The sequence below is a fragment of the Niabella sp. CPT15-335-S11 genome (assembly GCF_058792415.1).
The window spans coordinates 13,824-37,910 of sequence record NZ_JBYTEI010000006.1; the positions used below are offsets into that span (position 1 = coordinate 13,824).

Below are 24,087 nucleotides of genomic sequence, written 5' to 3' on the forward strand. Positions count from 1 at the left end.
TTTTATTTTATAGTGACGTTAGCGTTCTCGAATAAATTGATAAATCCACTGGTGACAATGATATCGCCTTCATTCAGTCCGTTTGCAATGACAACTTCATTGCCAACATTTTTCGAGGTTGTGACAGCTCGAAGGGAAGCCTTTCCGTTTTTTACCAGATAGACCTGCGCCTTTCCGGCATCGTCAATGACTGCGGACGCAGGAACAGCAATTCCCTGCAGTGGTATGGTTCCTGAGAGATTGACTTTGCCAAACATGCCCGACTTGATGGCTAAGTTCCTGGTATTGGCAACCTGAAACTGGACAGGGAAACTGTTGCCCATATTAGCCTTACTTCCCGTCAGCACCACTTTTCCCAATAGTGAAATATCCGGAAGTACATCAACTGAAATATGGTAGGCTTTATTCATTTGAAACAGGTACAGGTCATTTTCCGGAACGTTCACGGTAAAACGCAAATAGCCTATGTCCGTAATCTGTAGTAAGGGAATACCTGGTGCAGCATAGCCGCCCACTTCATTAAGTTTGGCGGTCACCACACCGTTAAAAGGCGCTCTGACAGAGGTTTTGCTGATTTGCTCCAGCAGCGTTGCCTTTTGTACCCTGGCGGCTTTCAGTCCCAATTTTGCTTTTTCTAATTGAACTCCCTGGATGGCATCGGCTTCTGTCAAAATGGAGTACCGTCTCACATCGTCTTCCAGGCCCCCGATCTGTACATCCACCGCCTGTACCTGAAGCCTCAGCAGCGAATTATCCAGTTGAACAAGCGTTTGCCCTTTAACTACATAGCTGCCCACATCAACCAGGACGGCGTTGACCTTGCCTTGTACGTCCGCACTTATTTTCGTTTCTTTATATGGCTCAAAAGTGCCGGTATAAGCGCCCTGATCGGCGATCGTTCTCACGCGGACGGTATCGGCTTCAACCATCACAGGTTTTTCTTTATCGTAATGGTAAACTTTATTTACGGCGACTTGTTTGTTGCTTCTTAACTTGAAGAAAACAACAGCCAAAGCGGCGATGATGACAACAATAGCAATGATTCTTTTCCAGTTCATGGTTGTAATGATTGATTAAGAATGTTTCCGGTTAATTTTTTCAGTTCGAGATCGGCTTTCAGATAGTCGATGACGGCCGATAAGTAATTTTGCTGCGCTTCGCGCAGCGAGTTGTCTGCCAGCAAAACGTCGGTCAGGCTTGCGGTCCCCTGTTTTTGCTGCAAGATGGTTTGATCGTAGATGGATTGCGCCAGGGTGATTTGACTATCTGTATTGGTAACAGTCTGTTCTGCCACAGTCCTTTGACGCGTTATGTTTTCAATATCCATATTATTCTTATCCGTTATAAGTTTAGCTTGTAATTCATTATTACTGAGCTCCAGTTTTTTCTGACTGATCTTTCGCTGTGTGATGGTGCCGTTAAACAATGGATAGGTCAGTTGCAGCCCCGCAAAACCAACCGGATAGAATTTCAGGAAATTGTTTGGTTTTTTGTCGTAGCCGAAACCTGTCGTTCCGTATGAAGCTATCAGGTTAAAAGAAGGCAGGTATCTTGATTTGTTGAGTGTATTCAGTTCCGTGTTCAGCATTTTCTTTTGCGCCTCGATGATCTGAAGGTCCAGATTATTTTTCCGGGCATACGCCAGGCTGGGCTTGAAAGATATCTGATCATCTATTTCTACTTCTTTTTCCAGGGCTATTCCCATATTCAGTTTCAGGGCGTTCAGCATCTGAACATACCGGTTATTTATATTTTCACGTTGGGTGCTTAGTTGTTCTGCCTGCAGCTTAACCTTGTTCACATCAGTTCCTTTTGCCAGTAACTGCTCTTTCAACAGCTCCATATTCTTCAATAGTTTATGTGTATTTTTCAGGTTGTTGTCTGTAAATGTCAACTGGTGTTTCAGGATCTGGGCATTGTAATAAAGGGTTGTGACGTCGTACAAGACTTGTTCCCGTGATTTTTGAAATTGAAGCTGCGTTAACTCAGTGGCAATTTTAGTCTGCTGGATAGCTCCGTATAGCTGCGTGTTATACAATGGCATCGCTACCTGCATATTTGCGTTGATATTATGCGGGACGCCGAATTGGACATCCTTGTATTGCCCTTGGGGTGCTGCCGGATTCAGCGCGTTTGTCGGCATCAGTTGAGTAGGCAACTCCATAAAGTATTTGTAGTCGCCGTTGACCGTTGCCTTTGGAATCAGGTTAGCCCTGGCTTCTTTTTCCCGCTCTCCGCTAATCGCCACATTACCACGGTTGATCTGAAGCGTTTTGTTAAATACGAGCGCGGTATCGATACATTTATTCAGGGTCCAGACTTCCTGAGCCGGGGCAGTGTTCCACGCCAGGCCGATTAAAAGTACAAATATAAGTTTGTGAATATTCACTAACATTTTTGGTTAAATTTTTTTGTTTTTAACTTGCTTATCTTTTCTCAATCATGGTTAAGACACCTTCCAGGACAGCCCTGCCGTCTTTGATCAGGTTCGATTTATGACCCGACAATTTCCATTTCAATACGGTCATCCGCATGCCTCCCAGAATGATGGTGGCCAGCGTGGGGGCTTTGATGGTCTTACTGTATTGACCTGATTTCTGGCCTTTGACCAGGTTCGCTTTCACGTAGCCATGCATCAAATCCACTATATCGGAAACCTTTTGGCTTAATCCCTCATCAAAATGGAAGATGCTCTCCGCAAAGATTACACTGACAATAGCCGGTTTATCTGTAAACGCCTGCAACTGCGATTTGAAAATGGCCCGGAGTTCATCGCCTGCTGTCGTTTGGGGATCTACCGGAATACCGCCCAGCCGGTTCTTCATTTCCGCCATAAAATAATCCAGCACAGCGAGCAGGATATCATTCTTTCCGTTGAAATGGCGATACAAAGCGGGTTCTGACAGGTTAATGTCGGCCGCCAGGGTCTTGATGGTCAGGTTTTGAATCCCATATTTATCGATCCGGGCTGTCGCAGCCTCCATGATCTCTATTTGTCTGTCTGTAAATTTTTCCATTTTTATTGACCAACTAAGATTAAGTTAGTTAGTATTCGCTAACAAAATTAAGCATAGTTTTTTATCCACCAAATTTTTTTTTTGGAAATCTGTAAATTTTTACTCGATGATTCAAAAGAGTCTTAATCGCCGATCGTTAGCGTTTGCACCATTTTCTTGGGCACGATTTCTTTTACCATGACCGCGGGCTGCCAGGCAGGCATTTTTTCGAGTTTAGCGATCAGTTCAAGGTCGAAATAATCATCTACCCCCTGTAATACCTTAAAATTAACCGGGGTTCCATCTTTATCAACTACAAACTCAACCTGTACAAAAGCTCTTTTCATTTCTTCCGGCAGGTATGGAGCCATCTCCTTCCCTACTTTTTTCAGGAACGCATCGTAGGCCACTGCGCCTCCCTGGTATTCGGGCCATTTAGTTACGGCAGGAGGTATCCGGTCTATTTTCCGAACTATCGGCACGTGGGTACTCTTGGGCCTGGCAACAGGTACGAATCTGGGCGACAAGGGCAACGAATTATTGATCACATATTCACCGTTGTCTTTGATCATGACCACGGGGATCTGTTTGTATTTTTCAAAATAATCGAAGGCTTCCTCCATTTTATTACTGAAAGCCTTCAGGATCGGATCGTCTTTAGTCAGCTTAGCCAGATATTCGTAGCTCTTCTTTACGTCAAATTTTATCGGGAAAATATGAACCGGGATAAAATCCAAGCCGGCGCTTTTGGCACTGGCGGCAAGAATATAGAGCTCATCAATCTGTTCATCCCGGATCGGAATACATCCTACGGTGGCACAACCGCCATGTATGTAAATGCCCCCGCCCGGCTTCAAAGAATCGCTTAATACCCGGTCAGAAGCGTTCGGGTAATTAAGTCCCAGCGACAAATAATAACCGCTGTTCGGATTGAACCGGTCGATATAATAAAAGCCCTCAGGAACCTGGTAATCGCCTTCAAATCGTTTGGGCCCTAAAGTACCGGCCAGGGCACAGACCTTGTAAACTTTAAACAACTTGTATTCATCGGAGATTTTGTTCTTCGCCCAGACCTCAAGCTGGCTATCGTATTTGAATGACCGGATATACAGAAACTTTGCCGGCCATGTTAAGCCCTTCAATGCAAAAAGGTTTTTTAAATATGCCTCTTTCCTGGCGGCTGATTCTGCGGGCCGCTTAAAGGTTTTCTGGATATCAAAAAAGGTACGGGGCTGCGAATCAAGACCCTGGGCGCTTCCGCTTATTGATAGAAGAGAGACCAGGATTCCCAACAAAACAAACTTTTTTCCCATCTTCCGAATATATTTCCCTGTTGTTTTCGAATCTGTTTTACAAATACTGGTCTGCGTAACAAAAGATAAAAAATCGTAATATTATTTACTTCTGTCCACAGCATTTGACAAATATAATTTTATTTGGTTGATTTTTTGTATAAAGCCGTGTTATAATCCTGTAGCTGACCGGAAACAGGTCATCTTAAAAATCCATGAGTAGATGAGTGATTGACAGGCAGCGTCTTATCTTTTGTAAACCAAAAATCCGCCACCATCCTTCGGCGAATCAAACGGAACTTCCTATCCGCCTGAAAATTAACCGGTAATCTTCTATACTGCGAAATCCGGGTCTCCCCTATCTTTGCTTTATGCTGAAAACCGGAATATTAGGAGGTGGGCAATTAGGGAGAATGCTTTTGCAGGCTGCCGCAAATTACCCCGTGGAAACTTTTTTGATGGAGAACGATCCTGAGTGCCCGGCGGCACATCTTTGCCATCATTTTGTTGAAGGCGATATCCGGAACTACGATGATGTTTACCAGTTCGGCAAGAATCTCGACGCTCTGACCATTGAAATTGAAAACGTTAATGTAGAGGCGCTGGAACAGCTCGAAAAAGAAGGCAAGCAAATTTATCCGCGACCTTCTGTGTTGCGAATTATTACCAACAAAGTAAAACAAAAAGCATACTACTCCGAGCATGCCATTCCCACCTCTGCATATGTCGTAACCGAAACCAGGCAGGACCTGCATGAAAGAACCGATTTTTTCCCTGCTGTTCATAAATTGGCCACAGGGGGATATGACGGCCGGGGGGTTCAGGTGCTGGAGGACCTGAGCGATATTCCGCTGGCATTTGATGAAACTGCAGTACTGGAGAAGCTGGTGGTCATTGAAAAAGAAATCGCCATGATGGTCGCGATAGGCAATGATGGCAAGATAGCCATCTACCCTCCGGTGGAGATGATATTTGACCCGGATTTAAACCAGTTGGATTTTCAGCTCTGCCCCGCAGGCATCGAAAAAGATGTGTCCTGGAAGGTAGAGGCGGTCGCTTTATCCACGGTGAAGAATTTCAAATCCCCGGGTTTATTTGCGGTTGAAATGTTTGTTACCCGAAGCGGCGATGTCCTGGTAAATGAAACCGCACCCAGGGTTCACAACAGCGGGCATCACACCATTGAAGCACATTACAGCTCCCAGTTTGACATGTTATGGCGCATCATCCTTAATTACCCCCTGGGCAACACTGAATTCATACTTCCGTCGGTCATGGTGAATATCATCGGAGGTCCCGGCTTCAACGGGCCAGTAGTGTATGAAGGCCTGACGGACCTGCTACGCACTGAAAATGCATTCTTTCATATTTATGGCAAAAGAGAAACAAAACCAGGGCGAAAAATGGGTCATGTTACATTGATCGGTCGCGACAAAACTGATCTGATCTATCACGCGCATCAGATCAGACACCAACTGATCGTCCGGTCAGTTTCCTGAAACGTTGAGATGACCGCAAAAAAAAAGCCTGCGGAAATTTCTGCAGGCCTTGTGTTTTAATGAGCATTTGATCAGGCCACTTGCTGCCGTTTTCTTGCCGACGAAACATTTACCCTGCTACTTACCTGTTGTCTTACAAACCTGGTTGCAGTCCACACATGATCTAATTCCACTTCTTCTGTTCCGGCATAACCTCCGCCGGTGAGCAGACTCCAGCTTTGATCGCGATGCAGATCTGTTACGATCTTGGATGAAGTTTTCGGATGAGCCACCCAAAATTTCGTATCCTCTTTTAATGACGGCATCACGTCCCGTAGGATCGTATTCAACTGACTTTCATTAACTGCAAACACCAACGCAAAATCAAGTTTTCTCGATTTAAGCAGCGGAGTCATGTTTTTTGCAAAAGATAATTTATTGAATTGTTTCTCGATTGAAGAGGGTAGTCCCTGAATTAATAGATTTTTCTCGTCTTCATACTGTAATTTTTCGAATACTGTCTGAGTCATAGAACTATTTAAATTTATTTAATATTACAACTGATAATACAACCGATACAATACTAGGTGCCAGGAATTGGCCAGAAATATGTGCAAAATTAACAAAATATGTATGAACAATCAAGAACTTTAACAAAAAAAACCCTTGATACCTGAGTATCAAGGGTATATATGTTAGGAAATATATGATTTATTTCCGGTTCATCGGTTTGTAGTATTTCATTGCTTCAGGCATCCATTTTTGCAGTTGTTCGATGCGATGTTCAGGTCCAGGGTGTGTACTTAGAAATTCTGGTGGATTTTGTGCATTAGCCCTTGCCATCATTCGCTGCCAAAGTCCGATAGCTTCCTGCGGATTGTACCCCGCCATCGCAGCCCAGATCAGTCCGTAGCGATCGGCTTCAAATTCCTGCTTCCGCGAAAAAGGCAGGATGATACCCACATTTGAGCCAACCCCATAGGCTTGATGGAACAGGTTTCTGGTCGCGGCGGGTTTATTGGCCATCGCCACGTCAAGGGCCACACCACCTAATTGGGCAGCCATCCCCTGGCTCATTCTTTCGTTACCATGACCAAAAAGCGCATGACTCACTTCGTGCCCGATTACATTCGCCAGGGCGGCTTCATTCTGGGTGATCGGCAGTAATCCTGTGTACACCACAATTTTTCCACCTGGCATACACCAGGCATTAGCCTGATCGTTTTGTACCAGTTTGGTTTCCCACTTATAACCCTCAAGATCGGCGGAAAGATTATTCTGACGGTAGTAATTGGTCACTGCGTTTATGATTCTTTGCCCCACGCGATTGACCATTTCTGCGTCCCGGTTGGAAGCGGCTGAAACCACCCTGTTAGACGTCAAAAAAGATTGATACTCTGTAACTGCCATTTGTTGAAGAGACGACTCTGGTAACAGTTTTAACTGGCTCCGGCCAGTGATAGCATTTGTTGAACAGGCAATAATCAACGCTGACACAACAAATAATGTAAGAAGATTTCTTATCATAGCTTTTGGAATTTTCTTGTCTTAATCAATCATTGTACCAAATTTGTGAGGCGCCCGGTGACTGCCTAGCCCAACCTGAACAACCCTGAACTCAAGACAGAAAAGTTATTTATTTCGTTGCTTACGGCGATCGCGATATTTGAAAATAGGCACCTTGCTTTCATCTCCCTTCAATATTCGTCCGATATTTTTTTGATGGGTCAGTATGACCATTAAGGCTACTCCAATGGCAAAAACACGATAAAAGCTGTTCTCGACATTAAAGATCACAAGAATGAACAAAGGAAAAGCAACACTGGCCAGAATGGAACTCAGCGACACAAAACGGGTCAGATATAAAACCAGCAAAAACACACCAGAGCAGGCAAGCGCAGTCCAGGGAGATATCCCAATAACCAGTCCAAATAAAGTAGCGACACCCTTTCCTCCCTTGAATCCCGCCCAAATGGGAAACACATGGCCGAGAACAGCAGCAATTCCCAGAATTAACTGAAAATTAAGAAATGTAATGTCGCTCATTTCCGTGTTGGACGCAAACATGGCAAGTTTCACGGCCAAAAAACCTTTGAGTGCGTCACAGATCATGACGAATAATCCCCATTTTGGACCCAGTACCCTGAAAGTGTTGGTAGCGCCCGCATTACCACTGCCATAATCGCGGATATCAATATCAAACATACCCCGGCTGACCCACACCGATGTGGGAATACTGCCAAGCGCATAAGCTATCATAACGAGAATTATCTCCTGCATTTTATTCGGCTGAAAGGACGGTAAATATAAATAAATCCATTAAAAAAACAAACCTAAAATTGCTGCAAAAGCGATTTCAGGTTTTTCTCATATACAGACAAATCCAGTTGCTCCTGGCGCTCTTTTTTTCCAGTTTTAACCGGTTGCTCTCACAAATATACATAAAATCCGGTTCATCCGACTCCAGCAGACCACTCACCAGCAGTATCCCACCCACACCAAGCTGGGAAGCCAGGGCAGGCACCGCATCTGTCAGGACATTCCGGTTTATATTGGCAAGAATGATGTCAAACTGTTTTCCCTGCATCGGCGACTCAGATTCAATCAGCTTTATTCCAGTAACCTCGTTTCGCAAAAAATTTTCTTCCGCATTGGCAATACTCCATTCGTTATTGTCCGTTGCCACTACCCTGTCCGCACCCAGCTTCATCGCGAGTATCGCCAATATACCGGTGCCGGTTCCGAAATCAAACACCGTTTTATCCTGAAAATCAAGAAAACCCATTTCCCTGACCATCAGGTAGGTGGTCGCATGATGTCCGGTTCCAAAACTCATCTTGGGATTTATGATGATCTCATGTTTCACCTGCGTATCCCGGGGATGAAAATCCGCCCGGATCGACACAAAATCATCGACGGTCACCGGTTCAAAGTTTGACTCCCACAACTCATTCCAGTTCTGTTCGGGAATTTCTGCTACCTGAAATTCCACACCCAGTTCACGGCTCAGCGCCACTACGTATTCCGGATCATACATCGTACTGCTGAAATAAGCTTTCAGGCTCTGTCCCTCCTCTTCAAAGCCATTCGCCGTTTCCGACAGGCGGCCCATCAGGATCTCCAAAACCCCCTTACTGATCTTATCAAATTTTACTTCAATGTATTTGTCCATAGCTAATCCCTGAATAATCGTTTTATGTTAAAATCAACGTTTTGAAAAATCCGGTTCAACCTGATCTATTATTGTCACCAAATAGTGATATTTACAATCACCGCGTCATCAGTTTGTACGCTCGCAAAAATCCCTTATCCTTATAATCCGAGCCAATTCGTGATCAGGTAAATCAGCAAGCCAACGATTCCGCCGACAACCGTCCCATTAATTCGGATAAACTGCAGATCCTTCCCTACTTCAAGTTCAAGTTTTCGGCTCAGCTCCTTTCCCTCCCATTGTCCTACTGTCCGGCTGATCAGCAGCCCCACTTCATCGCTATTACGGAGCACCATCGTATAGACGCTGTTCTTAACCCATTGATCGATCTTGTTCCTCATCACGGCATCATCGGTAAGTTTGCCTGAAACCTCCGCCAATATTTTCCGCACATATCGGTGCATCTCGGGATTTTCCATTGAAAGGTCCCGGACAATTCCATCCTGCAGGGTTTTCCAAGCCGATCGCATAAAGTCGCGAATAACATCTTCACGCAGAAAAATATGACTGATGTTGGCTACAGATTGTTGCCACGCTTCATCTTCTGTTAGTCCAGAGGCCAAAGAATACAACCTGCGATTAAAGTCCTGCCTCAGCTTATGGTTGGGATCCTTTTCAATTTCCTCTATACGCCCCACCAGGCTTTTGATAATTTTGCCGGCAATGAGCTGGTCTACAAAACCTGGCACGAGAAAATGGCTTTCGCCCCTAACCAATTCCCGTATCTTATTCTTATTTTGAATAATATACTTTCTTACAGAGGCCAGCAGAAAATCGATAACCCGCTCCTGGTCGTTGCTTTTCATGACCGCCTCAATGATCTTTCCCAGGATCTCGTGCCATTTTATTTCAGACAGCAACGAAGAAGTCCGGCCCGCCAAAAAACCTGAAGCAACTTCGGGATCCAGCTTCTGCAGAGCATCCCGCAGTATCTCCGAAGTTTCCCGGACCAACATTTCCTTGTTTTTCTCCCGGCCCAGCCATGCCGTTATCCAGGCGCTCACCTGCAACCGTTCAATATAAGGTCGGATAGCTGCCGGGCTTAGGAAATTTGCCACAACAAAACCTCCCAGGTTTTCCCCTATTGACTTTCGCTTATTTTCGATCAGGTTTGTATGTGGGATCGGAATGCCGAGCGGATAGTGGAACAGCGCAGTGACCGCAAACCAGTCTGCCAATGCGCCTACCATTGCGGCCTCGGCAAAAGCCTCTACATATTCAAGCCAATGAATCGAATATAATTTTAACAAATATCTCGACCCGGCATATAATACCACCATTAAAAGAAACATACCGGTAGCCAGCATCTTATGCTTTCTCAGCCGACTCACCTTTGAGTCTTCAGTTATCGTATTTATCCGGTCGCCCACCAACGATAAAAATACTCCATTTATCCGAAAGAGTATTCAGCGCCCGTTTCGGGAAGAACCGTGTTAACTTCGTTGATCCTGATGGTGGGGAGAATCAGCCTAAATTTGCACCCGTATGTATTTCAGGACAGAATCAGGAACAACACTTAAACTCGCGATCCCCATTATTCTGGGTGAGCTGGCACAGATGTCATTACACCTGCTGAGTACGGCGATGATCGGCTTTGTAGGTTACAAGCAACTGGCAGCCGCATCTCTTGTCCTGAATGTAATCAATATCCCTTTCATTTTCGGGATAGGTATTACTATTTCAGTTGCACAAATGGTGTCGCTCGCCCACGGAAAATTCGACAAACAACTGGTCTCCCATTATTTCTACAACGGATTCTGGCTGTGTGCCGTTTCAGCAATCATCATCGCGGCGGTCCTGATCCTGGGTCGCAATATTCTCTGGCATTTGGGTCAGGACCCGGGGGTTGTCAGGCTTGCAGTGCCCTACATGAACTACATGAGCCTGTCCATTATTCCAATGGTTCTGTTCATGGCGCTCAAACAGTTTACCGATGGTTTGCAATACACCCGCACGGCCATGGCGCTTTCGCTGACCGCTATACCCGTTAACGCCATTCTTAACTGGATCCTCATTTATGGACACCTGGGTGCTCCCCGGCTCGAACTGGTGGGCGCAGGTATAGCCACGCTGATAACGCGTATCGTCATTTTTATACTGTTGGGAATAGTTATACTGAATCACAAAATTTTCCACAAATACATTGCGGTTTCACGGAACCAATGGAAAATCAGATGGTCCGCCATTTCACAATTGCTGCATATCGGCATACCCAGCAGTCTGCAGATCGGTATGGAAGCTGGTGCGTTTGCGGTGTCAGGGATTTTGATTGGCACTATTAGCGCTCAGTTACAGGCTGCACATCAGATCGCGCTGGCCTGCGCTTCATTTACTTTTATGGTTTCCCTGGGCCTTTCCCAGGCAGGGTCAATCCGTGTCAGTCACGCATTTGGCACCAGGAACTGGCGGAGGATCTCAGATATCGGCAAAAGCACGCTGGCCCTGGCTTTGATCTATGGTACCCTGTGCTGCATATCTTTTATCCTGTTCAAAAACCAGCTCCCCCTCGTTTTTAACAAGGATCCGGAAGTTGTTGCCTTCGCTGCTCACCTCATTTTGTTTGCGGCCATTTTCCAGATCTCAGATGCCATCCAGGCAACCGCCGCCGGGCTTACGAGGGGTGTCAAAGATGTTAAGGTGCCTACGGTCATGATCGCGATCGCATACTGGGTGATAGCCATTCCCCTGGGTTATATACTGGCCTTTCATTTCAAGCTGAAGGCCAGCGGTATCTGGATTGGATTGATCGCGGGTCTTAGCATGTCTGCCTTATTCCTCTCCATTCGTTTTCTCCGCCGTACGTCACACCAATTACACAAAAACGCTTAAGAAACCTGGTCAGCGTTACCTCCCGTCGCCGTCCCGGTCTTTTTCCCGCGGGTTCAGGTTTAGAAAAGCTGCGCGGACGGGTGAAGGCGCAGGCCGGCCCTTCAGTCCCTGCCATAAAATCTCATTGAACGTCAGATCCGGAACACCATCTTCCTTATCCCAATTGAATTTCTCACTTAGTATGGCCATCGGCGTTCCTGATGGATTCTTATCATTCAGATTCACATTCACAGGCACGTGGTTAAACGGTGTAAGATCCGGATTGGCTGTAAAGCTCCGCCACATGGGCGTTGCGGCCGCATCGTACTGCGTCATGGGCGGCATACCAAGAATCAGTTCAATAGTTCGTAACATACCGGTTGTTGAATACATGGTGTGATCCACAGAACGTCTCTTGACATACGGGCTGATTACATAGGCCGTGCTCCGGTGGGCATCCACATGGTCGGGGCCGTTTTGCGCATCGTCTTCCAGAATAAAGATCGCAGACTCTTTCCAGATCGGACTTTTGCTGATATGATCCACGAACATGCCAACTGCCAGGTCATTATCCGCAACATGAGCATAGGGAGTTGGTCTCCCCGCTCTCATCCCTTCGGTGTGGTCATTTCCAAATCTAAGCGTGCTCAACTGAGGGAGGGCGTTCGCAGCAACCAACGAATCGAAATCCCTCCGCCACTGGTAAAACCTGGACGTATCCCTGAAACTCATGTCCCATCCGGTATACGGCGCAATATGTCCGGCCAAAGATTCAACATTTGGTTTCCCGTTATCTTCAAATTCACCATATGTTCTGTATGAGACTCCATTCCGGGCACAATGGTCCCAGATAAATCCATCGCGGTTGTTGGCGATTTTTCGCTTCCCTTCGCCCGGGTAGTCGCCTCCCCTACCTCCATAATTCGACGGCCAGTTTTTTTCCAGGTAATCGGTAGCATAGGCTCCCATGCTCCAGTTATGACCGTCGGCACTTACTTCTGCGTCCACATAAAAATTATCGAGCAATACAAATTCATCGACGATCTTATGTTGATTAGGCGTATAATAAGCACCAAAAAGACATAGCGATGTGTCGCCGTTACCACCTTTTACATCACTCAGCACCTGGTCGTAGGTACGATTTTCTTTGATCACATAAAACACATGTTTTATCGGTGACGAAGCGCCCACCTTCATCGGTATCGGATTCCCCGGTTCTCCCGACGCGTTCAGCTCTTTATCTTTTGAATAAGGAGTATTCTCGTAAACAGTCTTCGAGTAAACGCCCAACTGCGCCTGCCCCGGCTCTTTGATAAAACTCATCGTTCCGGTAAACAAGCCGGCGATGTATTCAACTTTCCTGGGTTTGCTCAAATCACCCTCGTGATGGCCAACGCGCTCCTTCCGGTCAACCGGATTGGGACCGTAAGGATTTGGCAGCGATGAAAGACCTTTTCCGTTTGTCACCAGAATATCCTTGCCCACTACCTTGACATTCGTGGGGTACCATCCCACGGGTATAAATCCTTTTGAAACAGCACCGGTAGCCTTCGACACATCAAAAACGGCCAGGCAGTTATTGTCGGCATTGGCAACATATAACGTTTTACCATCTTCACTCAGCGCCACACCGTTACTGGTAGAACCACTTGGCGAATTGGGGTATAGCGAGGCATTTAAAGTTTCAATAACCTTATATGCGCGAGCATCAACGACTGAAACTGAATTGTCATCTGCATTGGCCACATACAGGAATTTTCCATCGTTGCTCAGACAAATTTCATTAGGGTGACTGCCAACAGGTATTTCCCGGGTGATTTTTTGAGCGGCGATATTGTAGACCAGCAATTTCCGGCCTCCCCAGGAGCTGATGAATAATTCTTTCCGGTCTTTAGATAGCTTGCAGGTATAGTTTTCAGACCCCAGCGGCACCTTATTCAGGATCTGTTTGCCGGCCAGATCAAACACGTACAGACTGTTATCTTCTTTAGTTACTACAAATAATTTTTGGTTCAGGACATCATCGACCTCAAGACCCGCAACGCCAATGCGATTGGGCCACTTCTTTCCAAGGACGAAGGAGTCAACGAGCACCAGCCGGTTATTCCGTATGGCGTAACGGTTCACCTGGTTGTCATGGCCGCCGGAAGCATACAAAAACCGGTCGTCTTTGCTGAAAGCCAGTCCGTACCAGGATTTCGCGATTACCACAGAATCCAGTTTCTTCCTGCTGCGAATATCTACTAACTCAATCGACTGGGTACTTTGGCCGTTGTTTGTTACTGCTGCCAGTCTCCGGTTATTGCTGATTACCAGGTTCAGGGGCAGATCACCCAGCGTAATATTGTACCCGGCAGGACTCAGTGTCCAGCCATTGGGAAGAAGGGTCTTACCGGTTGAGAGCTGACCGGGTTTTTGTGCTATGCCGGTTGCTGCAAAAAAAACCAGCAAAATCGCGGGTAGTATCGACATTTTCATTTAACAAAGATTCAACTTAAAACCAGATAAACCAATATTAATGAGAGAAGTAACAAAAATAAAACATCTCAAAGGGCATTCAAGATCGGCCGGACAGTAACAAAAAAAATGCTGACAAAATGACCCTAACATCGACTATGGTATTTCATTTGTTATACCATTGCAAAAAATTTTCAGATTATGATTCAGGAAAAAGGTACGATTTCAATTCACACGGAGAACATATTCCCAATTATCAAAAAATTTTTATACAGCGACCACGATATTTTTCTGCGCGAACTGGTTTCCAACGCGGTAGACGCCATCCAGAAGGCAAAGCGGCTGGTCTCGATGGGACAGTTTAACGGAGAACTGGGAGACCCACTTGTAGAGGTGAAAGTTGACAAAGAAGCAAAAACCATCACCATCTCCGATAACGGTATCGGGATGACGGGCGACGAAATCAAAAAATATATCAACCAGATCGCTTTTTCAGGCGCAGAAGATTTTCTGGCTAAATTCAAAGACGCAAAAGACGCCCATGAGATCATTGGTCAGTTCGGATTGGGCTTCTATTCCGCATTTATGGTAGCTGAGAGAGTCGTCATCCAGACGCTGAGCTATCAGCCCGGCGCCGAACCCGCCCGTTGGGAAAACGACGGCTCCACTGCCTTTGAAATCAGTGAGGGTAGCCGGACAAAACGCGGTACCGATGTGATCCTGTATGTCAATGAAGAAAACAAAGATTTTCTGGAACAGCATAAAGTGCAGGAGATCCTCGACAAATACGCCCGCTTCCTGCCGGTCCCGATTCAGTTTGGTACCAAAACCGAAAGCCAGCCTGATGGTGAAGACGAGGAAGGCAAACCTAAATACAAATCCGTTGAGGTTCCGAATATTATCAATACCACCTCGCCCATCTGGACCAAAGCACCCAGTGAGCTGAAAGACGAGGACTACCTGAATTTTTACCGTGAATTGTATCCGTTCAGTGAAGATCCCCTGTTCTGGATCCACCTGAACGTGGACTATCCCTTCAACCTGACCGGTGTCCTGTATTTTCCAAAAATCAAGAACGACATTGAGCTGCAGCGAAACAAGATCAAACTGTTCAGCCGCCAGGTCTTCATCACCGATGAGGTGAAAGACATCGTTCCCGAGTTCCTGATGCTCCTCCACGGAGTGATTGATTCACCGGATATCCCGCTGAACGTTTCCAGATCATTTCTCCAGGCAGACAGTAATGTTAAAAAGATCAACACCCACATTACCAAAAAGGTAGCTGATAAACTGGCAGAGTTGTTTAAAAACGACCGCAAGGCCTACGAAGAAAAATGGAATGATATCGGCGTTTTTGTAAAATACGGCGCCATCAGTGAACCCAAATTCTGGGAAAGAGCCAAAGATTTTGTGTTATTGGTAAATACGAACAAGGAATACTATACGCTGGACGGCTACCATGAAAAAGTTGCCGCGTCACAAACAGATAAAGACGGCAATATTGTGTACCTCTACACGCCCAATGCAGAGCGCCAGGACGGCTATATCCAGGCGGCGCACAAAAAAGGTTACGATGTATTGCTGATGGATAGCCCGCTGGACAACCATTTCATCAATCACCTGGAAAGGGATCTGGAAAAAACCCAGATCAAACGGGTGGACGCTGATGTCCTGGAGAAACTGATCGACAAAGGAGAAGAGATCAGCAGTAACCTGAGTGAAGAGCAAACCAAGTCTCTGAAAGAAGTCTTTGAAAAAGCTATTACCAGGCCCGGCATGGAAGTGCAGGTCGAGAATCTTTCTGCAGAAGCCTTGCCGGTGAATGTGACCATGGACGAATTTATGAGAAGGATGAAAGATATGGCTGCGATGGGCGGCGGTGGCATGGGATTTTATGGCAGCATGCCCGACAGGTATAAAGTGGCGGTAAATGCTAACCACCCACTGGCGACCCGGATTCTCGCGGAAACCAATGCGGATGCACAAGTTGCGCTTGCGCAGCAGGCCTTTGATCTGGCCCTGCTAGCACAGGGAATGCTGACCGGTGCTGAGCTGACAGCATTTGTAGAAAGAAGTGTTAAGATGATTTAGTCGGAGTTAACTGGCAAAAACCTGTTTTTTGTCAGTTTAGCCCCAGCCCTTCGTTTTTAATTAAATTTATTAGCAATAAGTCATTATTTTTAAGGATCATAATTCTAAAAATCTTGACATATGCAAACATTTGATCAAAAGCACATTAAAAACATTGCCTTTGTAGGAGCTCATGGCGCCGGTAAGACCACACTCACCGAGTGCATGCTCTTCGAGGCCGGCTTAATAAACCGGCGGGGCACGGTTGCAGAAGGAAACACTGTTTCCGATTTTCACAAGATTGAAAAAGAACGGCAGACGAGCGTCTTCTCCACGCTGGTACATACCGAGTGGAGAAATTTTAAGATCAACATCATGGATACACCGGGTCTGGATGATTTCATTGGAGAGATCATGGAGGGTGTAAAAGCCGCGGACACGATCGTGATGGTGATCAATGCACAACACGGCGTTGAACCGGGTACAGAAGTCATCTGGAATTACATCAATCGTTTCCGGAAACCAACGATTTTCGATATCAATCAGATCGACCATTCCTACGCCGATTTTGACAAGGCGCTTGCTTCGCTGAAGGAACATTTCGGCAATAATGTCGTGCAGATACAGTACCCATACAATTTCCACGGTCATATCGCCATCATCGACGTCCTGAAAATGGTGATGTATGTGTTCAAAGATGAAGGAGGAAAACCTGAAAAACATCCTATCCCCGAATCCGAAATGGGGAAAGCTACCAGGCTGCAAAATGAACTTGTAGAAAAGGCAGCAGAAAGCGAAGAATCGCTGATGGAAATATTTTTTGACAAAGGTACCCTCGACGAAGAAGAAATGAAAGAAGGAATGACGACCGGCATGGCCCATAATTCCTTTTATCCGGTGTTCTGCACCTCCGGCTCGAACAATATGGGCAGCGGCCGCCTGATGGGTTTTATCGATTTTGTAGCGCCCTCGGCGGTGGATAAACAACCTTTCACCACAGCAAACGGCAAAGAACTGACCTACAACAAATCCAATCCCGCATCAGCATTTGTTTTCAAAACGCAGTATGAGCCCAATATCGGCAAGATCAATTTCGTGAAAGTGATTACCGGCGAACTGGTAAACGGGCTGAGCCTGATTGATGCCCAAACGGGCAAAGAAGAACACGTCAACAACCTCTTCATCGTGAGCGGAAATAAGCGGATACCGACGGACAAACTGGTTTCCGGTGACATCGGGGCGATGATCAAACTGAAAGACGTGGAAACCAATACAACCCTTCACGACAAGGCGTTTCCCGTAAAGATATTTCCGATGGAATATCCGCAGGCCAAAGTGAGAAAAGCCCTCGTTGCCGAAAACAAGGCTTCTGAAGATAAACTGACGGAAGTGGTGAAAAAGATTATTTCACAGGATCCGACCTATGATCTGAGCTTCTCCAAAGAACTGAAACAGTGGGTCCTCTCCTGCCAGGGCGATCTGCACCTCGCTGTTTTTGAGTATCTGCTGAAGAATGACTATGGTATAAATGTGCACTTTGACGATGTTAAGGTCGCCTACAGGGAAACTATTCAAAAATCTGCGATCTCCTTTTACAGGCACAAGAAACAATCCGGAGGCGCGGGGCAGTTCGCGGAAGTGCGGATCAAGATTGAACCCTGGTATGAAGGTATTGCGGAGCCTGAAGGATTCAGCCTTCGGGGTAAGGAAGTCATCGACCTGGAATGGGGCGGAAAACTCGTTTTCTACAATTGTATTGTGGGCGGCGTAATTGACCAGCGGTTCATTCCCTCAGTTTTGAAAGGGATCATGGAATCCATGGCCAATGGTCCGTTGAGCGGTTCCTATGTCCGCGATGTTCGCGTGATGTTGTTTGACGGAAAGATGCATCCGGTTGACTCCAATGATATTTCTTTCAAAATTGCCGGTGCAAGGGCCTTCAGTAACGCTGTGCTGGACGCTCAGCCGAAACTGATGGAGCCGGTTGATCAGGTGGAAATTATAGTGCCTGAAGCTTTGATGGGTGATATTATGAGCGAGCTGCAGACCAGGCGCGCCATGATTATGGGGATGGACTCCGCGGGTCATTACCAGAAAATAACGGCCAAAGTACCCCAGCAGGAAATGGCCGGGTTCTCTAACAGCCTGAGGTCACTCACTCAGGGCCGGGCTTCCTTCACGTCATCCTTTGACGGGTTTATTCCGGTAGCAGCAACCCTGCAGGAAGAAATTGTGGCCAACCACAGGAAGGAACTTGAAGAAATCGAAAAATGATTTAAATCTCCGGAAAAGGCCGCTTGATGCGGTCTTTTTCTATTCAATACTCTATCTGTTTCTTAGCTTTGCCGGAAACCTAAATGCTTTAATAAAAAATGAACCTCAACAAAATTTCTCAGCACTACTTCAGTACATCAAGTCGTTTTCAGTTTAGTCTCGTACTATTTTTTTCTTTGATGATCTTCACGCAGGTGTCTGCTCAAAATCAGCGCCTGACGCAATTTGTGGACCCAATGATCGGGAGCGCTGCACATGGTCACGTGTTCGTGGGTGCGAATGTTCCCTTCGGCGCAGTGCAATTGGGCCCCAACAATATTTTTGAGGGATGGGACTGGTGCAGTGGTTATCATTATTCAAGCAATAATATCATCGGATTTGCACATACCCATCTCAGCGGCACGGGCATCGGCGATCTGGGTGATATACTCATCATGCCCGCAACGGGAAAAACAGAGATCAGAAGAGGTAATAAAAATGATCTTCAAAACGGGTACCTGTCTACATTTTCTCATAAAAACGAAAAAGTAAGACCCGGCTACTACAGCGTGCTGCTGGACAAATACCAGATCCTGGCGGAACTGACAGCAACTGAACGGGTAGGTTTTCATCAGTACCGTTTTCCGGCAAATGCCAATAACCCGCACGTGATCATCGATCTGAATGAAGGCATTGGCTGGGACCAGCCGATGGAAACTTATATATATAAAATTGACAATAAATCAATCGGCGGCTATCGGTTCTCAAAAGGTTGGGCAAATGATCAGCGGTTGTTTTTTTATATGGAATTATCACAGCCGATTGAGAGCTTATCGGTATTTGACAGCACAGCCCTCCTGAACGGCAGTTCCGGAAAGGGCAAGCGGATCAAAGCTTCTGTCGGGCTGGGCCGGGTGAAAGGAAATCAACTGAGAATAAAAGTGGGCATTTCACCCGTGAGTATTGAGAACGCGAAAAAAAATATGGCAGCCGAACTACCCGGCTGGGATTTTGCAGGAACGGTGAAAAAAGCGGATGAAAAATGGAATCGCGAACTTTCACGGGTTCGTATTGCAGCAGATCCTTCAACCATGCGGGTCTTCTATACTGCGCTGTACCACACCATGATAGCGCCGTCCCTGTTCGGCGATGTGGACCACAGCTATCGCGGTTCAGATAAGAAGATTTACAAAGACAACAGCTTTACCAATTATACCACATTCTCGCTCTGGGATACCTACCGGGCTTACCATCCCCTGTACACCATCCTCCATCCCGAAAAAGTTAACGACATCATCAATACCATGCTGCATATTTACAAGCAGCAGGGCAAACTTCCGGTCTGGCATCTGATGGGTAATGAAACCAACACGATGGTTGGATATCACGCTGTGCCGGTCATTGTGGATGCATACCTGAAGGGATTCCGGGGGTACGATGTGAATCTGGCCTATGAAGCAATCAAACAATCAGCGATGCAAAAAACTGAAGGAATCGATTATATTCAAAAACTTCAGTATATACCAGGCGATAAAGTGAAGGAATCGGTTGCCAAGGCACTGGAATATGCGATTGACGACTGGGCCATTGCACAAATGGCCAGAGCTTTAGGTCACCAGGAAGATTTTGAATACTTTAGCAAGCGTGCTAAATTATATCAGAAATATTTTGATCCGTCTGTTGAATTCATGCGGGGAAAGATGTCAGATGGTTCCTGGCGGACGCCATTCAGTCCGTTTGAATCCAAACACAGGGATGATGACTACACCGAAGGCAACGCCTGGCAGTACACCTGGCTGGTTCCCCAGGACGTGGAGGGACTGATCTCCCTGTTTGGAAGCGAGCAGCGGTTCATCAGCAAACTGGATTCGCTGTTTGTTGTACCGGCTCAGTTTGACAAGGAAAGTTCACCGGACATCAGTGGACTCATTGGCAACTACGCCCAGGGTAACGAACCAGGGCATCATATTATATATTTGTATGCTTATGCGGGCCAGCCCTGGAAAACAGCGAACTGGGTGCGCCAGATCGCTAAAGAATTTTATACCGATAAGAACGACGGGCTTTGCGGCAATGAGGATGTGGGGCAGATGTCGGCCTGGTATATCCTTTCGGCACTGGGTTTTTACTCCGTCAATCCGTCGAACGGGGCCTACGTCTTTGGATCGCCGCTGATCAACAGCGCTACCCTCTCACTGCAGGGTAACAAGAAAATGAATATTAAGGTAATCAATAATTCAGAAAAAAATAAATATATCCAGCGCATTACGCTGAATGGCAAACCTCATACCCGCGCCTTCATCACCCACAAAGAACTGGTGCGCGGTGGCAGTCTGAATATTTATATGGGAGATAAGCCCTCGACATTCGGTACTGCCAGAGCCAACAAGCCCATATCCAACCGGGTTTATTGAAACGCCGATACTTTTCAATCCGGATACCGGTACAGGTCCTTTCAGACTTGCCGTCCAACAGGTTGCACTGGAACGGCGATGCGCGTTGAGCCGTCTTTGTACAATCATTTGCCCGACATGCGCAGGACCAATTCCCATTCTTCGGGTTTGACCTTCTGAACGGATAATCGCCCCAGCCTGACCAGGTCCATTTGCTGAAGGCTGGGTTCATTTTTGATCTGATTTAGTGTGACCGTTGTTTTCAGTTTTTTCACCGGCGCAACATCCACGGCTATCCAGCGTTCATCATCGGTGGTGGGGTCCTGATGAGCCTCGCCTACAATTTTGGCGATCCCTACAATTTCGGTACCTTCATTACTATGGTAAAAGAAGGCGAGATCGCCATTTTTCATCGCCTGGAGATTTAACCGGGCAGCGTAATTTCGGACACCGTCCCAGGTGGTTTTTTTATCTTTTACTAACTGATCCCAGCTATACGCTGAAGGTTCGGATTTAATGAGCCAATATGCCATACTACTTTTTAATTTGAAGTAAACCGACCGAAATAACCAGCAAAGAGTAATCGATACGCATTATCTTGCACAATAGGTAGAAACCAATCCTTGCCGGATTTATAAAAATAATAAACAATTCTCAATATGATGCAACAGGTGAGCATATGGGAAGAGCAAAGTTTCTATGCACCGCAGGATTTCATCATTGCCGGAGCGGGTTTCACCGGTCTATGGGTTGCTTTTCATCTCAAACAAAAATTTCCCGACAAGAAGATCTGCATCCTCGAGCGGGGGATGTTCCCGGCAGGCGCTTCCTCCAGAAATGCCGGTTTTGCCTGTTTCGGAAGCCTGTCGGAAATTCTTGCGGATATGAAGACGATGGGACCTGAGCATTCCATGCGTTTAGTTCAGTGGCGGTTTGAAGGCCTGAAAATGATCAGGCAATATTTTCCGCAGTCGCTGATTGATTACCAGATTAGCGGCGGATTTGAATTACTGAATGATCCTACCCTGCTAGATGAATTGACAAAAATTAATTCATTGTTATATCCGGTGACTAAAGCCATCGAGACTTTTACCGCCAGGGATAATCTCATTGAAACATTTGGGTTCGCCGGGGTAGGTCATCTTGTTGAAAATCGTTTTGAGGGAGGTCTCCACAGCGGAAAACTGCTCCGGACATTGGCGCAAATGCTATGCTCATCAGGCGTGCAGATCCTCTATGGGTGCGATATCAGGGATTACGAGGAAACGGATGAATGGGTTACGATACATACCAGCCATAAAAAAAAATGGAGGGCCAGGCAACTGATCCTATGTACCAACGCCTATATCAAAAAAATGTTCCCGGAAATGGATATCACTCCTGCGCGTGGGCAGGTCCTCCTGACCGAACCCGTTCCTGATCTGAAAATTGACGGCGTATTTCATTTTGATGAGGGCTATTATTATTTCCGGAATCTGGGCGACCGGATCCTGCTGGGAGGCGCCCGGAACAGCTCTTTTGAAACGGAATATACTTTTGACGAGGTAACTACTAACCGCATTCAGCACCAGCTTGAAGAGTTTCTGACGCAGGTAGTTCTTCCCGGGCAGAAGCCGAAGATCACCCACCGATGGGCTGGTATTATGGCGACCGGCGGGGATAAATTTCCAATCATCAAAAAATTATCACCCAGAACCCGCTGCGCTGTCAGGTTAAGTGGTATGGGTGTTGCGCTGGCCCCAACAATCGGAAAAATGGTTGCGGCGGATCTTGTGGTCTAGAGATCATCGTCACCATCCACTGGCCAGCACATCCGCGATATGCATGGTTTTTAACGCATATCCTTTTCCGTCTATATATCCTTGTAAATGCATCAGGCAGGACAAATCCGTACTAACGAGGTAGGAAGCTCCGGTTGCCATAGCATTCTCCACTTTTTGTTCACCCATCCCCACGGAAATACCGGGAAATTTTACAGCAAAGGTTCCACCAAACCCGCAGCAGGTCTCGTTATCTTCCAATTCTTTTAGTTCAAGCCCCTTCACGTTTTCCAGTAATTGGCGGGGTCCCTGTTTTATCCGGCATTCCCGCAATGCCGCACAGCTATCATGGTAAGTTGCAATACCCTCCAGTGTGGCGCCGGTGTCTTTGACCTTCAAAATTTTCAGCAGGAACTCGGTAAACTCAAAGGTTTTGGCACCCAGGGCTTTGACCACATTATGCATCGATGAATTATCATACATCTTCCCATAATAATTCCGGACAAAACCCACACAACTGGCGCTGGGAGCAACCACGTATTCAGCATCCTTAAAATCTTCAATAAACTTGGTACAGACCGGTTTCGCCTCTTCCCAGAACCCTGCGTTGAAGGCAGGCTGGCCGCAACAGGTCTGCTGTTCCTTATAAATAACGTTACATCCGAATTTCTCAAGGATCCTGATCATATTGAACCCCGTTTCCGGATATAACTGGTCGACAAAACAGGGTATAAACAGATGGACGTTGTACATATCTCAAATTTTTTGCAGATCCCGTCATACTTCACAGATCATATCATTATCCAGACGGGTGCCTGTCTACACAAAAAATCATACCGGATTCATTCGCCGGAAATTGTTCCCTGACCTATAACTTTTCGAAGGACTCTTCTTGGGGGATCATTTTCAGGGCAGTTATCGCAGCCTCTTCACCTTTATGCCCATGTTTTCCCCCGATCCTTTCCCGTGCCTGCTCCTCGTTATCCACGGTGAGCACGCCAAAGATAACCGGCGCCTGGAGGTTCAGGTTCAGTTGCAGGATACCATCGGTCACCATCCGGCATACATAATCAAAATGGGGGGTACCTCCGCGAATGACACAACCAAAGGCAATATAGGCATCAGGAACAGAGCCGCTATCCCATGACTTATCCCAATGACGCTTAATGGCAAAGGGGATCTCCACCGCTCCCGGCACAACCAGGGTAAGGTTTTTCACGCCAAACTCTTCCAAAACACGCCTGCATCCTGCTTCAAGCTCATCTACAATAGCTGCGTTCCACTCGGTTTTTACAATCACAACAAAGGCATCCTTTTTAAGAATGCCCTTATCAATTTGTAATAAATTAATATTTCCTTCTGTTGCCAT

The 24,087-nt window shown here is 46.4% G+C and carries 19 protein-coding genes; 6 read left to right on the forward strand and 13 right to left on the reverse strand.

The features are described 5' to 3' along the window. Window positions 1–2 precede the first annotated feature (2 nt). The 4 genes from AC3WS5_RS14140 to AC3WS5_RS14155 all read right to left on the reverse strand — a co-directional run bounded on the left by AC3WS5_RS14140 (window position 3) and on the right by AC3WS5_RS14155 (window position 4,309). Window positions 3–1,058 carry an efflux RND transporter periplasmic adaptor subunit gene (locus tag AC3WS5_RS14140; RefSeq protein WP_492468049.1) on the reverse strand — a complete coding sequence of 352 codons (1,056 nt, stop codon included), beginning with the start codon at window positions 1,056–1,058 and terminating at the stop codon, window positions 3–5. Next, on the reverse strand, window positions 1,055–2,395 hold the full coding sequence (locus tag AC3WS5_RS14145) for a TolC family protein (RefSeq protein ID WP_492468050.1): 1,341 nt from the start codon (window positions 2,393–2,395) through the stop codon (window positions 1,055–1,057). The genes AC3WS5_RS14140 and AC3WS5_RS14145 overlap by 4 nt, the downstream gene beginning before the upstream one ends. A gap of 31 nt (window positions 2,396–2,426) precedes the next feature. Further along, window positions 2,427–3,017: a TetR/AcrR family transcriptional regulator gene (locus AC3WS5_RS14150; protein ID WP_492468051.1), complete on the reverse strand. Its 591-nt coding sequence runs from the start codon at window positions 3,015–3,017 to the stop codon at window positions 2,427–2,429. A 122-nt stretch (window positions 3,018–3,139) separates the two neighbouring features. Further along, window positions 3,140–4,309, reverse strand: a complete 1,170-nt coding sequence (locus AC3WS5_RS14155) for a L,D-transpeptidase family protein (RefSeq protein ID WP_492468052.1) — start codon at window positions 4,307–4,309, stop codon at window positions 3,140–3,142. Between the two features lie 350 nt (window positions 4,310–4,659). Here AC3WS5_RS14155 and AC3WS5_RS14160 point away from each other — a divergent pair, with 350 nt between their 5' ends. Next, window positions 4,660–5,787, forward strand: a complete 1,128-nt coding sequence (locus tag AC3WS5_RS14160; protein ID WP_492468053.1) for a 5-(carboxyamino)imidazole ribonucleotide synthase — start codon at window positions 4,660–4,662, stop codon at window positions 5,785–5,787. 71 nt (window positions 5,788–5,858) lie between these two features. On the opposite strand, the gene AC3WS5_RS14165 is transcribed toward AC3WS5_RS14160, so the two are convergent. The 5 genes from AC3WS5_RS14165 to AC3WS5_RS14185 form a co-directional block, all read right to left on the reverse strand. Continuing rightward, complete coding sequence (locus AC3WS5_RS14165; RefSeq protein WP_492468054.1) at window positions 5,859–6,296, reverse strand: hypothetical protein; 438 nt, start codon at window positions 6,294–6,296, stop codon at window positions 5,859–5,861. 181 nt (window positions 6,297–6,477) lie between these two features. Beyond that, window positions 6,478–7,293: a M48 family metallopeptidase gene (locus AC3WS5_RS14170; RefSeq protein ID WP_492468055.1), complete on the reverse strand. Its 816-nt coding sequence runs from the start codon at window positions 7,291–7,293 to the stop codon at window positions 6,478–6,480. 105 nt (window positions 7,294–7,398) lie between these two features. Beyond that, the gene (plsY, locus tag AC3WS5_RS14175) at window positions 7,399–8,046 is read right to left on the reverse strand and encodes a glycerol-3-phosphate 1-O-acyltransferase PlsY (RefSeq protein WP_492468056.1); all 648 of its coding nucleotides are present in this window, start codon (window positions 8,044–8,046) and stop codon (window positions 7,399–7,401) included. A gap of 76 nt (window positions 8,047–8,122) precedes the next feature. Continuing rightward, window positions 8,123–8,938 carry a 50S ribosomal protein L11 methyltransferase gene (gene prmA, locus AC3WS5_RS14180; RefSeq protein WP_492468057.1) on the reverse strand — a complete coding sequence of 272 codons (816 nt, stop codon included), beginning with the start codon at window positions 8,936–8,938 and terminating at the stop codon, window positions 8,123–8,125. 140 nt (window positions 8,939–9,078) lie between these two features. Further along, on the reverse strand, window positions 9,079–10,308 hold the full coding sequence (locus tag AC3WS5_RS14185; RefSeq protein WP_492468058.1) for a DUF445 domain-containing protein: 1,230 nt from the start codon (window positions 10,306–10,308) through the stop codon (window positions 9,079–9,081). Between the two features lie 154 nt (window positions 10,309–10,462). On the opposite strand from AC3WS5_RS14185, the gene AC3WS5_RS14190 reads away from it, so the two are divergent. Next, window positions 10,463–11,806 (forward strand): MATE family efflux transporter, encoded by a 1,344-nt coding sequence (locus AC3WS5_RS14190; RefSeq protein WP_492468059.1) that lies wholly within the window; start codon window positions 10,463–10,465, stop codon window positions 11,804–11,806. A gap of 15 nt (window positions 11,807–11,821) precedes the next feature. Here AC3WS5_RS14190 and AC3WS5_RS14195 read toward each other — a convergent pair whose 3' ends face one another. Then, window positions 11,822–14,263 (reverse strand): beta-propeller fold lactonase family protein, encoded by a 2,442-nt coding sequence (locus tag AC3WS5_RS14195; RefSeq protein ID WP_492468060.1) that lies wholly within the window; start codon window positions 14,261–14,263, stop codon window positions 11,822–11,824. Between the two features lie 180 nt (window positions 14,264–14,443). On the opposite strand from AC3WS5_RS14195, the gene htpG reads away from it, so the two are divergent. The 3 genes from htpG (at window position 14,444) to AC3WS5_RS14210 (ending at window position 20,979) form a co-directional block, all read left to right on the forward strand. Further along, window positions 14,444–16,333, forward strand: coding sequence for a molecular chaperone HtpG (gene htpG / locus AC3WS5_RS14200; RefSeq protein WP_492468061.1), 1,890 nt, complete (start codon window positions 14,444–14,446; stop codon window positions 16,331–16,333). A gap of 120 nt (window positions 16,334–16,453) precedes the next feature. Next, complete coding sequence (locus tag AC3WS5_RS14205) at window positions 16,454–18,586, forward strand: elongation factor G (protein ID WP_492468062.1); 2,133 nt, start codon at window positions 16,454–16,456, stop codon at window positions 18,584–18,586. Window positions 18,587–18,684: 98 nt separating this feature from the next. Beyond that, on the forward strand, window positions 18,685–20,979 hold the full coding sequence (locus tag AC3WS5_RS14210; RefSeq protein WP_492468063.1) for a GH92 family glycosyl hydrolase: 2,295 nt from the start codon (window positions 18,685–18,687) through the stop codon (window positions 20,977–20,979). 104 nt (window positions 20,980–21,083) lie between these two features. Here the strand turns inward: AC3WS5_RS14210 and AC3WS5_RS14215 are convergent, their stop codons facing one another. Next, a complete protein-coding gene (locus AC3WS5_RS14215; RefSeq protein WP_492468064.1) occupies window positions 21,084–21,491 on the reverse strand; it encodes an EVE domain-containing protein in 408 nt (135 codons plus the stop codon). Between the two features lie 126 nt (window positions 21,492–21,617). Here AC3WS5_RS14215 and AC3WS5_RS14220 point away from each other — a divergent pair, with 126 nt between their 5' ends. Continuing rightward, window positions 21,618–22,739, forward strand: a complete 1,122-nt coding sequence (locus AC3WS5_RS14220) for an NAD(P)/FAD-dependent oxidoreductase (RefSeq protein WP_492468065.1) — start codon at window positions 21,618–21,620, stop codon at window positions 22,737–22,739. A 9-nt stretch (window positions 22,740–22,748) separates the two neighbouring features. Here AC3WS5_RS14220 and AC3WS5_RS14225 read toward each other — a convergent pair whose 3' ends face one another. Then, window positions 22,749–23,471 (reverse strand): (Fe-S)-binding protein, encoded by a 723-nt coding sequence (locus AC3WS5_RS14225; RefSeq protein WP_492468066.1) that lies wholly within the window; start codon window positions 23,469–23,471, stop codon window positions 22,749–22,751. A 115-nt stretch (window positions 23,472–23,586) separates the two neighbouring features. Then, entirely contained in the window at window positions 23,587–24,087 is a 501-nt protein-coding gene (ribH, locus tag AC3WS5_RS14230) for a 6,7-dimethyl-8-ribityllumazine synthase (RefSeq protein WP_492468067.1), read from the reverse strand.

Bases quoted from the DNA above. Each gene is read 5' to 3' on its own strand.
- AC3WS5_RS14140 (WP_492468049.1), bottom strand. From the start codon at position 1,058: ATGAACTGGAAAAGAATCATTGCTATTGTTGTCATCATCGCCGCTTTG.
- AC3WS5_RS14145 (WP_492468050.1), bottom strand. From the start codon at position 2,395: ATGTTAGTGAATATTCACAAACTTATATTTGTACTTTTAATCGGCCTG.
- AC3WS5_RS14150 (WP_492468051.1), bottom strand. From the start codon at position 3,017: ATGGAAAAATTTACAGACAGACAAATAGAGATCATGGAGGCTGCGACA.
- AC3WS5_RS14155 (WP_492468052.1), bottom strand. From the start codon at position 4,309: ATGGGAAAAAAGTTTGTTTTGTTGGGAATCCTGGTCTCTCTTCTATCA.
- AC3WS5_RS14160 (WP_492468053.1), top strand. From the start codon at position 4,660: ATGCTGAAAACCGGAATATTAGGAGGTGGGCAATTAGGGAGAATGCTT.
- AC3WS5_RS14165 (WP_492468054.1), bottom strand. From the start codon at position 6,296: ATGACTCAGACAGTATTCGAAAAATTACAGTATGAAGACGAGAAAAAT.
- AC3WS5_RS14170 (WP_492468055.1), bottom strand. From the start codon at position 7,293: ATGATAAGAAATCTTCTTACATTATTTGTTGTGTCAGCGTTGATTATT.
- plsY (WP_492468056.1), bottom strand. From the start codon at position 8,046: ATGCAGGAGATAATTCTCGTTATGATAGCTTATGCGCTTGGCAGTATT.
- prmA (WP_492468057.1), bottom strand. From the start codon at position 8,938: ATGGACAAATACATTGAAGTAAAATTTGATAAGATCAGTAAGGGGGTT.
- AC3WS5_RS14190 (WP_492468059.1), top strand. From the start codon at position 10,463: ATGTATTTCAGGACAGAATCAGGAACAACACTTAAACTCGCGATCCCC.
- AC3WS5_RS14195 (WP_492468060.1), bottom strand. From the start codon at position 14,263: ATGAAAATGTCGATACTACCCGCGATTTTGCTGGTTTTTTTTGCAGCA.
- htpG (WP_492468061.1), top strand. From the start codon at position 14,444: ATGATTCAGGAAAAAGGTACGATTTCAATTCACACGGAGAACATATTC.
- AC3WS5_RS14205 (WP_492468062.1), top strand. From the start codon at position 16,454: ATGCAAACATTTGATCAAAAGCACATTAAAAACATTGCCTTTGTAGGA.
- AC3WS5_RS14210 (WP_492468063.1), top strand. From the start codon at position 18,685: ATGAACCTCAACAAAATTTCTCAGCACTACTTCAGTACATCAAGTCGT.
- AC3WS5_RS14215 (WP_492468064.1), bottom strand. From the start codon at position 21,491: ATGGCATATTGGCTCATTAAATCCGAACCTTCAGCGTATAGCTGGGAT.
- AC3WS5_RS14220 (WP_492468065.1), top strand. From the start codon at position 21,618: ATGATGCAACAGGTGAGCATATGGGAAGAGCAAAGTTTCTATGCACCG.
- AC3WS5_RS14225 (WP_492468066.1), bottom strand. From the start codon at position 23,471: ATGTACAACGTCCATCTGTTTATACCCTGTTTTGTCGACCAGTTATAT.
- ribH (WP_492468067.1), bottom strand. From the start codon at position 24,087: ATGGCAACAGAAGGAAATATTAATTTATTACAAATTGATAAGGGCATT.